The organism is Allobosea sp. Leaf344 (assembly GCF_001426225.1).
GTDB lineage: Bacteria > Pseudomonadota > Alphaproteobacteria > Rhizobiales > Beijerinckiaceae > Allobosea.
The window spans coordinates 671,849-684,976 of record NZ_LMRT01000001.1 but is presented as its reverse complement, the minus strand read 5'-3'; the positions used below and the strand labels follow the sequence as shown (position 1 = coordinate 684,976).

The 13,128-nt window shown below is 67.5% G+C and carries 11 protein-coding genes; 2 read left to right on the top strand and 9 right to left on the bottom strand.

Annotated elements, in window-relative coordinates; translation table 11 throughout:
• Positions 1-23 precede the first annotated feature (23 nt).
• The gene (locus tag ASG72_RS03100) at positions 24-1,352 is read right to left on the bottom strand and encodes a FecR family protein (protein ID WP_056708814.1); all 1,329 of its coding nucleotides are present in this window, start codon (positions 1,350-1,352) and stop codon (positions 24-26) included.
• Positions 1,353-1,601: 249 nt separating this feature from the next.
• On the opposite strand from ASG72_RS03100, the gene ASG72_RS03095 reads away from it, so the two are divergent.
• Positions 1,602-3,305 (top strand): ShlB/FhaC/HecB family hemolysin secretion/activation protein, encoded by a 1,704-nt coding sequence (locus ASG72_RS03095; RefSeq protein ID WP_056708812.1) that lies wholly within the window; start codon positions 1,602-1,604, stop codon positions 3,303-3,305.
• 7 nt (positions 3,306-3,312) lie between these two features.
• Here ASG72_RS03095 and uxuA read toward each other — a convergent pair whose 3' ends face one another.
• The 4 genes from uxuA to ASG72_RS03075 form a co-directional block, all read right to left on the bottom strand.
• Entirely contained in the window at positions 3,313-4,497 is a 1,185-nt protein-coding gene (uxuA, locus tag ASG72_RS03090) for a mannonate dehydratase (protein ID WP_056708810.1), read from the bottom strand.
• A 60-nt stretch (positions 4,498-4,557) separates the two neighbouring features.
• Positions 4,558-5,835, bottom strand: a complete 1,278-nt coding sequence (locus tag ASG72_RS03085) for a TRAP transporter large permease (RefSeq protein WP_056708807.1) — start codon at positions 5,833-5,835, stop codon at positions 4,558-4,560.
• Between the two features lie 7 nt (positions 5,836-5,842).
• A complete protein-coding gene (locus tag ASG72_RS03080; RefSeq protein WP_056708804.1) occupies positions 5,843-6,358 on the bottom strand; it encodes a TRAP transporter small permease in 516 nt (171 codons plus the stop codon).
• Between the two features lie 68 nt (positions 6,359-6,426).
• Positions 6,427-7,422 (bottom strand): C4-dicarboxylate TRAP transporter substrate-binding protein, encoded by a 996-nt coding sequence (locus ASG72_RS03075; RefSeq protein WP_056708801.1) that lies wholly within the window; start codon positions 7,420-7,422, stop codon positions 6,427-6,429.
• A 136-nt stretch (positions 7,423-7,558) separates the two neighbouring features.
• Here ASG72_RS03075 and ASG72_RS03070 point away from each other — a divergent pair, with 136 nt between their 5' ends.
• A complete protein-coding gene (locus tag ASG72_RS03070) occupies positions 7,559-8,242 on the top strand; it encodes a GntR family transcriptional regulator (RefSeq protein WP_244488671.1) in 684 nt (227 codons plus the stop codon).
• A gap of 60 nt (positions 8,243-8,302) precedes the next feature.
• Here ASG72_RS03070 and ggt read toward each other — a convergent pair whose 3' ends face one another.
• The 4 genes from ggt to ASG72_RS03050 form a co-directional block, all read right to left on the bottom strand.
• Positions 8,303-9,979, bottom strand: a complete 1,677-nt coding sequence (ggt, locus tag ASG72_RS03065) for a gamma-glutamyltransferase (RefSeq protein WP_056708794.1) — start codon at positions 9,977-9,979, stop codon at positions 8,303-8,305.
• Positions 9,980-10,115: 136 nt separating this feature from the next.
• Positions 10,116-11,435 carry a TRAP transporter large permease gene (locus ASG72_RS03060; protein ID WP_056708791.1) on the bottom strand — a complete coding sequence of 440 codons (1,320 nt, stop codon included), beginning with the start codon at positions 11,433-11,435 and terminating at the stop codon, positions 10,116-10,118.
• Positions 11,432-11,950 carry a TRAP transporter small permease gene (locus ASG72_RS03055; protein ID WP_056708788.1) on the bottom strand — a complete coding sequence of 173 codons (519 nt, stop codon included), beginning with the start codon at positions 11,948-11,950 and terminating at the stop codon, positions 11,432-11,434. Before ASG72_RS03055 ends, ASG72_RS03060 begins: the two co-directional genes overlap by 4 nt.
• A gap of 78 nt (positions 11,951-12,028) precedes the next feature.
• A complete protein-coding gene (locus ASG72_RS03050; RefSeq protein ID WP_056708786.1) occupies positions 12,029-13,024 on the bottom strand; it encodes a TRAP transporter substrate-binding protein in 996 nt (331 codons plus the stop codon).
• Positions 13,025-13,128: the final 104 nt, after the last annotated feature.

The following is a 13,128-nucleotide window of genomic DNA, read 5'->3' as shown; positions in this document are numbered from 1 at the left end:
AGCCGATTCTGGCGGAGGTCGCGTCAGCGCTTGCCATTCCCGCTCCCATTGTTGCGGGCCCGGTCATGCGCCTCGTCGATCGCCCGCAGGATGCGGAGCAGGGCGGCCAGATATTCGGCGCGCCGCGGGTCGTTGCCGAGCCCACGGCCGGAATTGCCGTTACCCGCATTGCCGCTGCCGGAATTGCCATTGTCGTTGCCGTTGCCGTTGCCGTTGGCGTTGTCATTGCCGTTTGCGGCGCCGTTGCCATTGCCATTCCCGCCGGCATTTCCGCCGCCATTGCCGTTACCGTTGCCATTCCCCCGGCCGAACGCGTTGCCCCTCACATCGGACTGGCCGAGCGCAGCCTGCAGAGCCGCGACGGAATTGCCGCGCGCCGTGCTGGAATTCGCGGCGGTCGCGGCTGCCGAGGCGATTTGCCCGACGCCCTCGGCATTGCCGCTGTTGCCGGTGCGCTCGGAGCGGCCGGCCGTGCCGTCGACCTTGTTCCAGACCGTGCTCTTGCGGCCCTGGCCGGCGGCGATTCCGGCCTCGCTCCGGGCCAGGCCCCTGGTGACCTTGTTGATGTCGAGCTTCACCTCGCCCATCGGGGCGGAGATGCGCAAGGCGCCGCCGGGGCCGCGCACGATGCCGCCATCACGCGGCGCCCGCGCCTCCTGCAGCACCGGACGGGCCGGAGCCGCGTCGCTGCGCACCGGTGCGGCCGTGAAGCCCTGCTGCGGCACCGCCAGCGGCGTCACCCGCGGCGCCTGCGCCGGCCCCTGCTGGATCGCGCCCAGCGCGCCGGCGCCGGACAGTTGCAGCCCGACGCCGCGCTGCGCCGCCCTGGCGATCTGGCCGGGGAGGACGAGCGCGAATTGTCCGCTGCGGAAATCGGCGACCTGGACCTGGCCGCGGGCGACATTCACCTGGGCCCGGCCGTTGGCGACCGTCACCGTGAAGCGCGTGCCCTTGACCACGGCGGCCAGATAGGGGGTTTCGACCTCGAAATGCTGGACGTTGCGCTTCTCGACATCGAGCAGGATCGAGCCCGCCTGCTGGATCACCGTCGTCATCCCGGCCCGGCCGGCTTCGGGCAGGCTGATCGCCGAATTGGCGGAGACCATCATCGTCTCGGCGCCGCGGACCAGCAGCACCCGGCCGTTCCGGCCGGTCCGGATCGAATCGCCCGGCTTCAGGACGGATTCCTGGGAGAGCGCCACAGTGGCGACGCCGTCGCCGCCGAGCCAGGCCTGGCCGGTGACCTTGGCGATGCGCCAGATATTATCCTGTGCCCAGGCGCTATCCGGCGCCGAGAGGGCGAGCGTGGCCGCCAGTGCCAGGCCGGTGAAAACTGCTGCAGTCCTGCGCATGACGAGCCCAATCCTTGAGTCGATCGCGCGTCGCCCCGCCCCAAGCGAACGCGCGCAATACTCGAGACGCTACAGGCCGCGCGTGAAGATTGAATTAGCAGCACTTGATTCTTAATCGGCGAAGTCAGTTAGGAATCGTTAACCATGACGGCCTAACCCTTTTGGCGGGGGTGCTGGCAGGAACTATCGATGATTATCGGACTATCGAGGCGGCGCGCCCTGCGCGGACGGACAAATTCCGGGCATTGGTTGCTGGGTGCGGTCGCCTTCGCCTGCGCCTCCCAGGCGGGAGCCCAGTCGCCGACCCGGCCGGCGCCGACAATCCAGACGCAGCCGCCCGTCCAGCTCGAGCAGCTCGAACAGGAGCAGCAGCGCCAGAGCCCGGTCAGCGTGCCGCGCCTCTCCGAGGACCAGGGCAGCATGAGCGCCGACCAGGCGCCGCTGTTCCTGCTCGCGGCGGTCGAGATCCAGGGTGCGACGGCCATTGATCCCGGCTCGCTCAGCGACGCCTATGCTCCCTATATCGGTCTCAAACTGTCCCAGGCCGATCTCCTGGCTTTGGCCGGCTCCGTCACCGAGCGTTACCGCGCCGCCGGCTATCATCTCAGCCGCGCGATCATCCCGCCCCAGGACCTGGCCGGCGGCAGGCTTCGCCTGCAGCTCGTCGAAGGCACGATCGAGGAGATCCGCGTCGCAGGCGAGGTGACGGCGGATTTCGGTCTGCAAGAGCTGCTCGCGCCCGTCGCGGCCGAGCGGCCGTCGCGCCTGTCGACGCTCGAGCGCCAGCTCCTGCTCGCCAATGAACGCCCCGGCCTGCGCATCACCGATACGGCGCTGGACGAGATCGGCACGGCGACCGGCCGTTTCAGGCTGACCGTGACGGCGCAGAGCTGGCGCGTCTTCTCGGCGGCGGGCGTCGACAATACGGGCTCGGAATCGGTCGGGCCCTGGCAGGCCTCCGCCAGTCTCGCCTTCAATTCGATCGTGGTGGCGGGCGACAGCCTGGTCATCGCCGGCTCGATGGTCCCAAACGCCTCCAAGGAGATGCGCTTCGGCCGGGTCGCCTATGACATGCCGCTCGGCACCAGCGGCGTGCGCGTCGGCGTGTCTGCCTCGCGTAGCGAGGTCTGGCCCGGCGATACCCGCCGCCAGCTCCGCACCTATTCCCAGGCCGAGACCTATGAGGCGCGCATCGCCTATGCCCCGCTCCTCACCCAGCGCCATTCGCTCTGGCTGACGGCCGCGATCGGTATCAGCGACGTCGTCGAAAAGGACATGTTCGGCAAGACCTTCGGCGACCGCATCGGGCTCGCCAGCCTGACGGCGGATTACAAGCTGCAGGCGACGCAGGACAGCACCACCTATGTCTCGGCCACCTATCGGCAAGGCCTCGGCCTGATCGACCCCACCCCGAGCAGCACCAGCTGGCTCTCGCGCGCCGGCGCATCGCCGCATTTCTCGCTGGTGAACGCCTCGCTCACCCATTACCAGTCGCTCGGCCGGAACTGGTCGGTGAAGCTCGCCGCGGCGGGCCAGCTCGCCTCCGGACCGCTGCTGACCTCGCAGCAATTCTATCTCGGCGGGCTCTCCTTCGGGCGCGGGTTCCATGGCGGCTGGATCTCCGGCGACGACGCCATCGCCGGCTCGGCCGAGCTGCGCTACGACTACAGCCGGGACCTCACCTTCATGAAGGGCATCCAGCTCTACGCCTTCATGGAAGGCGGCGTCGCCCGCACCAGGCTGCAGCCGGGCCATCTCGACCAGACGCTCGTCTCGGCCGGCGCCGGTTTCCGCGTCTTCGTCAACGACGATCTGCAGGTCGGTCTCGCCATCGCCAAGCCGATCGCGGAGAACGGCCTGGTGCGCGCCAATCGCGGCGTCTCCGTGCTGTTCTCGCTGTCCAACATCCTGCGCTTCTGCCCGGACCGGACGGAGAAGTTCTGCCGGGGCTGAGCCGGCTTCAGCCCTGCTTATGCTCCAGCGCGGCCATCACGCCGCGCAGCTCCGCCAGCCCGCGCAACCTGCCGATGGCAGGGTAGCCGGGATGGCTGGCCCGGCCCTGATCGTCCAGAATCTTGTGGCCATGGTCGGGGCGCATGGGGATCTCCCAATCGCTGCGCCCCGCGGAACGGCGCCGCCTTTCCTCGCCGAGCAGCACCGCGACCAGCGCGACCATGTCGGTATCGCCGCCGAGATGCTCCGCTTCCATGAAGGAGCCGTCGGCATCCTTCGCGACATTGCGCAGATGCGCAAACCAGATCCGGTCCGCGAAGCGGCGGGCGATGGCCGGCACGTCGTTGCGCGGATGCGCGCCGAGCGAACCGGAGCACAGCGTCAGCCCATTGGCCGGATGGTCGACCATCGCCAGAATCGCGGCGATGTCGTCTTCGGTCGAGACGATGCGCGGCAGGCCGAAGAGCGGACGCGGCGGATCGTCGGGATGAATGCAGAGATTGATCCCCACCTCCGCCGCCGTCGGGATCACCGCCTCGAGAAACCGCTTCAGATTGGCGCGCAGCGCCGCCGCATCGATGCCGTCATAGCGCGCCAGCATCGCCCGCAGGCTCGGCACGTCATAGCGGTCATAGGCGCCCGGCAGCCCCGCCATGATGTTGGCGAGCAGCAGCGCGCGGCTGGCCTCCGTCGAGCTCTCGAACCAGGATCTGGCGCGCGCCAGGATCTCCGGGGCATGGCCTTGATCGGCGCCGGGCCGCTGCAGGATCAGCCAGTCGAACGCCACATATTCATGGATGTTGAAGCGTAGCGCCTTCGCCCCGCCCGGCACCGGCGCATCGAGTTGCGTTCGCGTCCAGTCCAGAACCGGCATGAAGTTGTAGCAGACCGTCTTCAGCCCGCACGCCGCGAGGTTGCGCAGCGATTCCCGGTAATTGGCGAAGATCGGCTCGAGATCGCCCTCGCCGAGCTTCACGCGCTCATGCACCGGCAGGCTTTCGACCACCACCCAGTCCAGGCCGAAACCGGGCGCGGCGATCTCGCCCTTGCGCCGTTCGATGGCCTCGACGCTCCAGACCTCGCCATAGGGGATCTGGTGCAGGGCGGTGACGATGCCGCTGGCGCCGGCCTGGCGGGCGGCGGCGAGTGAGACGGCGTCGTCCGGTCCAAACCAGCGCCAGCTTTGCTTCATCGTTTCGGTCTCGTCGTCTGGGGAAGTCTGGAAGGGTTAGCGGTCATGGGCGCCGGGGGCCTACATCAGCAGATTCGGCAGGAACAGCGTGATCGAGGGGAAGATCACCAGGATCGCGATCACCAGGCAGATCATCGCCAGGAAGGGCAGCGAGGCGATGGTGTATTCCTCCATCGTGGTGTCGAGGATCGAGCAGACCGCGAACATGCAGGGGCCGACCGGCGGCGTCATCGAGCCCAGCGTCACGATCGACATCATGACGATGCCGAAATGCACCGGGTCGACCCCGATCTTTGTGACGATCGGCACGAAGATCGGCGTCAGCAGCAGCACCATCACCGTGCTTTCCAGGGCCGTGCCGAGCACCAGCAGGAACAGCAGGATCAGCAGGATGATGATGGTCGGGTTGCTGGACAGGCCGAGCAGCCATTCGGCCATCACCTGCGGCGTCTGCTCGAAGATCATGGCGTAGCCGACCGGGCCCGACATCAGGATGATGAACATGATCACCCCGCAATCGAGCACGCCTTCCGACAGCGCCTCCTGCAGCGAATGCCAGCTCAGCTCGCGGTGGAAGACGACGCCGACCAGGATCGCGTAGAACACCGCGAAGGCGCCGATCTCGGAGGGGGTGAAGATGCCGCCGCGGATGCCGACGAGCAGCGCCACGGGAAAGAGCAGCGCCCATTTCGCGTCCCAGACCGCGCGTCCGACCTCGCGGGCGGAGGGCAGCTCCTTCACCGCCGGCTGCCAGCCGCGCTTCTGCGCGATGACCCAGACCACGATCATCAGGCCGACCATCATCATCAGGCCGGGGATCAGCCCGGCGAGGAAGAGCCGCCCGATCGAGACATTGCCGACATAGCCGTAGAGGATGAGCCCGAGGCTGGGAGGAATGGTCGCCGTGATCAGCGAGCCGACGGCGATGGTGGCGCAGGTGAAGCCCTTGGAATAGCCGCGGCGCAGCATTTCCGGCCCCAGCATCCGCGCCTCCATCGCCGCATCGGCGACGGCCGAGCCCGAGACGCCGCCCATCAGCGTCGACAAGAGGATGCAGACCTGGCCGAGACCGCCCGCCATCCAGGAGACCAGCACGTTCGAGCAGTTGATCAGGCGCTGCGTGATGCCCGTCTTGTTCATCATGTGCCCGGCCAGCACGAAGAACGGCACGGCGAGCAGCGGGAAGCTCTGCGACTGCGTCGCGATCTGCTGCACGGCGATCGAGATCGGCACCGTGCCGCTGAGCACGAAGAAGCTGATGCCGGCGATGCCGATGGCGAGCGAGACCGGCAGGCCCAGGAACATCAGCGCGCAGAAGAGGAGGGTGAGGGTCAGCATGGTTCGATCACCCGAGGAGCTGGCTGTCGGTGCGGTCGACTTCGCTGCTGCGATCCGCATAGAAGACGAGGCCGCCGGTGCGTGCCGCCTCGATCATCTGCGCGATCACCGTCGCCGCCATCAGCAGGCTGCCGACCGGGACCGCGCCGGTGACCCAGGCATAGGAAATGTCGCTGTCGCCGAAGACGCGCTGCCAGTTCAGCAGGGTCAGCTTGTAGCCGGTCCAGGCCAGGGTCAGCAGGAAGCCCAAGGCGAGCACGCCGAGCGCCAGTTCCAGGATCCAGCGCGCCGTCCGGGGCAGGCGCTTGACCAGCATGTCGACGCCGATATGCGTCTTCACCCGCATCGCGCGGTTGGCGGCCAGGAAACAGAGCCAGACGAACAGCAATTGCGCCACGTCGATCGACCAGATCAGCGGATGGCCGAAGCTGCGCCCGATCGCCGCCAGGAAGACGAGAAGCGTGATGGCGGCGAGCATGGTCTTGGAGACGATGTCCTCGAGCCGGACATACCAATGGGGCATGGAAGCCACTTTCGATCGAAGGGCAGGCTGGAAAGCCGCGCCGGCCGGTCAGCCGACGCGGCTGCGGATCACTTCAGCAGTGCTTCGACCTTGCTGCGCAGCTCGCCATAGCCGAGCTTGTCGTAGACGCTACGCGTCGCCGCCATGAAGGGCGCCTTGTCGACCTCGGCGATGGTCATCCCCTTCGCCTTGAACTCGGTCTCGATGCCGGCCAGCGAATCCTGGGTGAGCTGCGAGGCATAGTCGCCCGCCGCCAGCGATTCCTCGCGCAGGATCGTCTGCAGCTCCGGAGACAGCTTGTCGAACCAGGCCGCACTGGTGACGATGCCGGTGATCAGGTTGAAATGCCCGGTCTTGGTCAGGTGCTTGGTCACCTCATAGAGCCGCGAGCCGTAGCTCGCCGGGTGCTGCGCCTCGACCGCGTCGATCACCTGCTGCTGCAGGGCCGGATAGACCTCGCCCCAGCCCATCGGCGTCGGGGTCGCGCCCATGGCGCGGATCGTCTCGATCCAGACCGGCGCGCCGGGCGTCCGCATCCGCACGCCGGCGAGGTCGGCCGGGACCTTGATCGGCTTGTTGGTGAGCAGATGGCGCTCGCCCTGCCACCAGTTGAAGGACAGAGCGTAATGGCCGGAGGCGGCCTTCAGCTTGGCGTTCCACTCCTCCAGCATCGGCGAGGTCACGACCTTGCGGATGCCCTGGAAGCCCTCGGCGAGATAGGGCGCGCTGAGAATGCCGAATTCCTTGACGAACACCGCGAGGCGTCCGCCATCGACCACCACGGCGACATTGGCGCCGGCACGGGCCTGTTCCAGCACATCCTCGTCCTTGCCCAGCTGCGAGCCCGGGAAAATGCGGATGGTGAGCTGGTTCTTCGAGCGCTCGGCGACCTTGTCGCGCATCCGCTCCAGACCCTTGTAGATCGGGTCGTCACGGGTCAGCGCCGTGTTGATGTTGAGTTGCTGCTGCGCCTGGGCATCGGCCGACAGGCCGAGCGCGCCCCATCCGAAGACGGCCGCGCCGAGGCCGAGCGCGCAGAGATTGCGTCTGGTCCGTGTGAACATCTGCTATCCTCCCGGGAGTGCCGCAGCGCCTCGATGACGCATTGATGTATGGCACCATACCGGTATGATAGCCTCGGGTTTTGGGAACGCAAGATTTATGATGAGCCACATCGCCTTGAGGATTGCGGATCCAATCGTGCCGCAGATCATCCAGAGATTGCGCCAGGCGATCATCGAGATGCAGCTCAAGCCGGGGGAAGCCCTGTCGGAGAAGGAGGTGGCGCTGCGCTACGGCGTCAGCCGCCAGCCGGTGCGCGAGGCTTTCATCAAGCTGGCGGAGGCCGGGCTGCTGCAGGTGCTGCCGAGCCGTGGAACCTATGTCGTGAAAATCTCGGTGCGCGAGGTGCTGAATGCCCGCTTCGTGCGCGAGGCGATCGAATGCGCTATCGTCCGCAGCGCGGCGGGGCTGATCGGCGAGACCGGGCTGGAGCTGCTCGAGCGCAATCTCGCGGAGCAGAAGGCGGCGGCGCAGGCGGGGGATTCCAGCGCCTTCTACGCGCTGGACGAGGCGTTCCACCGGGCGATCGCCGACAGCGTCGAATGCGATTACGCGATGCGGGTGGTCGAGAGCGCCCGCGCCCAGACCGACCGCGTCCGCTATCTCAGCCTGCCGGAAGCCTCGCCGCTCTCGGTGCTGATCAGCCAGCACGAGGCGATCTTGGCAGCGTTGCGCGCGCATGATGCCGATGCGGCGGAAGCGGCGATGCGGCGGCATCTGCGCGAGATCCTGAGCGCATTGCCGCGGCTCGCCGCGCGTTTTCCCGAGATGTTCGAGGCCGCGCAGATGCCGGCCCATGCTTTGGAGCCGGCCGCCGGCTGAGCGCCGCGGCGCCCGATATCCGCCAGGACGAGGGGAAGCGTCCCGGAGACTCGGTCCCGCCTAGATCGAGAAGCGCACGCCCTTGCGCGCCAGCCCGCCGGCCAGCGCGACCGGTGTGCCGTCGGCGCGCCAGCAGGCCGCGCCGGTCATCGTGCCGTCCGGCTCGAAACCGATCGCGCTCATGCCGCCGGCGATGCGCAGCACGCGCGAGATGACATGTCCGCGCGCCGCGAGATTTTCGGCCAGCGCCTCCGGAAAGGCCTGTTCCAGCTCCAGCACCCCGCCTTCCGTCCAGATCCGCGGGGCTTCCACCGCCTCCTGCAGGCTCATGCCATGGTCGATCAGATTGACGATCGCCTGCATGGCGGAGGGGAAGATGCGCAGGCCGCCCGGCAGCCCGAGCGCGAAGGCGAGCGCCCCGTCGCGCAGCGCCATCATCGGCGCCATCGAGGTGAAGACGCGCTTGCCGGGGGCGATCGACAGGGCCCGGCCGGGATGCGGGTCGAAATTGAACATGTAGTTGTTGGTCAGCATCCCGGTGCCCGGGATCTGCGCGCAGGCCCCGAACAGACCGTTGATCGTCTGGGTCGAGGAGACCACGTTGCCCTCGGCATCGGCGACGGTGACATGGGTGGTGTTCGCCGATTCCCCGGCCGCGAGGCCGGGGCCCCAGGCCCTGGTGCGGTTCATGGCGATCGACCCGCGCCGCTGCGCCGCATAGGCCTTGTCGATCAGCCGCTCGACCGGCACGTCCACGAAGGCCGGGTCGGCGGTCGCCACCGCCCGGTCGGCGAAGGCGATCTTCAGCACCTCGGCCAGGAGATGGACCGCATCCGGCGTGCCGAAGCCGAGCGCGGCGACGTCATAGCCCTCGAGGATGTTGAGCATCTGCACGATGTGCACGCCCGAGGAGGAGGGCGGCGGCGGGCCGATGATCTCGTAGCCGCGGTAGCGCCCGCGCACGGGCTCGCGCTGGATCGGCGCATAGGCGGCGAGGTCGGCCTGGTCGATCAGCCCGCCCTGCTTCGCCATGAAGCTGGTCAGCGCCGCGCCGAGCGGTCCGTCGTAGAGCGCGGCTGCTCCGCTCGCCGCGATCAGCCTGAGGCTTTGCGCATAATCGCGCTGCTGCAGCCGCTCCCCGGCCGCGAGCGGCCGCCCGCCCGGCAGGAACAGCTTTGACAGCCCCTCGTCGCGGGCCAGATCCGCCGCGCAATCGCCGATGCAGTCGCTGAGATAGGGGCTGGCGACGAAGCCGCGCTCCGCCAGGGCGATCGCCGGTGCCAGCACGTCGGGCAGCGGCATGGTGCCGAAGCGCGACAGCGCCTCGCACCAGCCGGCCAGCGCGCCGGGCACCGCCACGGCCTTGGCGCCCACGACATTCTCGCGGTCGCGCGTGTCCCGTGCCTTGCCGATCTCGTGCGAGAGCGGCTCGTAGAGGTCCGGCGTCGCCTTTCGGGGCGCCGTCGACAGCCCGTCCAGCACGACATGCCGGCCGTCGGACAGCCGGATATGGGCGACGCCGCCGCCCAGGACGCCGACCATCATCGGCTCGACCACGCTCAGCGCGAACAGGGCCGCGATGGCGGCGTCGATGGCGTTGCCGCCCGCCAGCAGCATCTGCGAGCCGGCTGCCGAAGCGAGCGGATGATTGGTGACCACCATCCCGCGCGACCCGGTCGCGGGCCGCTTCTCGCAGGAGAAGGGTGTCGGGCGGGCGGTGGACGGCATCGGGCTCATGGGATCCTGGCGCGGCGGCGGGGCGGGGCTCCTATCCATAGCACCGGGCGCCGCGGCGTCCCCCTCCTCGCCCGGCGGCACGGGCTGTCCGGATCGCATGGCGGAAGCCGGGTGCGCCGGCGCGCCCCCGCCGCGATCAGTTCAGGAATTCCGGCGAGATCAGGCTCGGCAGGAACAGCACCACTTGCGGCCAGAGGATGATCATGACCAGCACCACCAGCATCGGCATCAGCATGATCGCGACATCCTTGAGCACGTCGATCAGCCGCATCTCCGCCATGGCGCAGGCGATCAGCAGGCACAGCCCATAGGGCGGCGTCACCAGCCCGAAGGCGAGCGAGACGATGCCGATCATCGCGAAATGCACGGGATCCATCCCGGCCGATTGCGTCAGCGGCTGCAGGATGCTGCCGACGATGATGATGGCGGGGATGGCGTCGAGGAAACAGCCGACGACGAGGAACACCCCCGCCACCAGGAAGCCCATCCCGGTGACGCCGAGCCCCCAGGTCGAGACGCCGGAGAGGATCGCCTCCGGCATCTTGTAATAGGCCATCAGCCAGCCGAAGCCGGTGGCCGTGCCGACGCAGAACAGGGCGACGGAGGAGAAGCGGCCGCTGTCCAGCAGCGCGTCGTAGAGCCCTTTCAGATCCATCTCGCGATAGATCAGGATCGACAGGAAGATCGCGTAGAGCACGGCGATACAGGCCGATTCCGTGGCGGTGAACCAGCCGAAGATCTTGCCGCCGATGATGATCAGCGGCGTCATCAGCGCCGGGATCGAGACCCACAGCCCCTTGCCGAGCTCGCCCCAGCTGGCGCGCTCATAGGTCGGATAGCCCCGGACCTTGGCATAGACATGCACGGTCGCCATCTGCGCGGCGGCGATCAGCGCACCGGGGATGACGCCGGCCAGGAACAGCGCGCCGATCGAGGTGGTCAGCGTGCCGCCCCAGATCACCATGAGGATCGAGGGCGGGATGATGACGGCGAGCACGGAGGACACGGCGGTGATCGCCACGGTGAAGCTGTCGTCATAGCCTTCCTTGCGCTGGGCATCGATGAAGAGCTTCGACTGGCTCGCCGCATCCGCGGTGGAGGAGCCCGAAATGCCGGCGAAGAAGAACGACAGCACCACGTTGATCTGCGCCAGCGAGCCCGGGAAATGCCCGACCATGCTGCGCGACAGCCGCATCAGCCGGTCGGTGATGCCGCCGACATTCATCAGATTGGCCGTCAGCAGGAAGAACGGCACGGCCAGCAGGATGAAGGAGTTGTAGGCGTTGAAGGTCTCCTGCAGCAGCATGCTGGAGGAGAGCCGCGGCTCGATCAGCAGGATCGGCAGGCAGGCGAGCGCCAATGCGAAGGCGACCGGCACGCGCAGGAACAGCAGGCCGAAGAACAGGCCGAACAAGATCATCGCCGCCTGGCCGGAGGAGAGAACGGAGCCGGTCATGCGCGGGGTCCAAACAGGATTGTCAGATCGTCGATGATCTGCTCGCCGAGGAAGAGCAGCCAGCTCGCGCCCGCGACCGGCCAGGCCAGATGGATGATCCAGAGCGGCAGCTCGGCCAGCTCTGAAATGCGGTAGATCGCCTGTTCGGTGAACTCGATGCCCATCCACAGGAAGACGAGGCCGACCAGCAGCACGCAGAAGCGCGAGAACAGCCGCAGCAGCGCATTGCCGCGGCCCGAGAGGCGTGGCCAGAGATCCACGTCGAAATGCGCGCTTTCGCGCACCCCGACGATCGAACCGATCATGATCGTCCAGACGAAGAGGAAGCGCGCCATCTCCTCCGTCCAGATGTAATGCGGGATCAGGCTGGTGAAGCGCGAGAAGATCTGCAGCGTGACCGGCACGATCAGCACGGCGAGCATCGCGGCGAGCAGGACACAGAGACAGCGGTGATATCCCGCCAGCGCCCTTCGCCACAGGCTGGGCGAATCAGGGCCGTTCACGCTCAGGGACATGGGCGCTCCACAGATCATCGATCGGTCGAGGAAAGGGCCGCCGGAGGTCTCCGGCGGCCGGGGTTCAGGCGGATCGGATCACTGGACGGCGTTGATCTTCTCGAGGATCGAGGCCGCGTCGATCTCCTTGGCGTATTCGATCAGCACCGGATCGACCGCCTTCTTCATCGCCGCCCGGTCGGCGAAGGGCACGCGCTTCAGCTTGCCGGCCTTTTCGAGCGCGTCGAGCTTGGCGGTATCCTCGCTCGACTCGACCTGCCGGCCATGGGCACCGCCCTCCTTGCCACCCTTGATCACGCAATCCTGCAGATCCTTCGGCAGCTTGCGGAAGGTCTTGCCGGAGAAGGCGAGGGGGCGGATCGTGATGGCGTGCTCGGTCATGGCGAGATGCGGCGCCACCTCGTAGAAGCGCATCGCCTCGACGCCGGCCGCCTCGTTCTCGCCGGCCGCGATGACGCCGTTCTGGATGCCGTTATAGACCTCGTTATAGGCGATGACCGTCGGCGCCATGCCGGCGGCCTGGAAGGTGCGGCTCCAGATCGGGGCGCCCTGGACGCGGACCTTGAGCCCCTTGATGTCGTCCATGCTCTTGACCGGCTTGTTGACGAAGATGTTGCGCGTGCCGCCGCCGGCATAGCCGATCAGCATCACGTCCGAGCGCTTGGCGATCTCGTCGGCGATCGGCTTCAGCAGATCCTGGTCGAGCACCTTGTTCCAATGGGCGAGGTCGCGGAACAGGAAGGGCGCGTCGATGAAGGGCGCGGCCTTCGAGAAGGTCGACATATGCGCGGGCGACACGATGGCGTAATCGACCGCCTTGCCCGAGGCCATATACTCGAAATACTGCTTCTCGAGCCCGAGTTCGCTGTTCTTGTGCAGCACGAAGTTGATCGGCTTGCCATAGCAGGCCTTGACCGACTCCCCGAATTTCGCGAGCGCCTTGGTGAAGGCGTGGTCGTCGTTGAATTGCGAGGCGCCGTGCAGCTCGATGGTCTGCTGCGCCTGGGCCGCGCCCGGCAAGGCCGCGAGGGCCAGTGTCGCGCCGAGCAGACCGGTGATGATCGTCCTTGTCATTGCGTTTCTCCCTTGTGGCCCTCTTGCGGGGCTCGGCGGGGATCATGGCAATTTAGATCGATCCAAGCAATCTGAAATATCACATTTACTGCTGTATTTGAAAG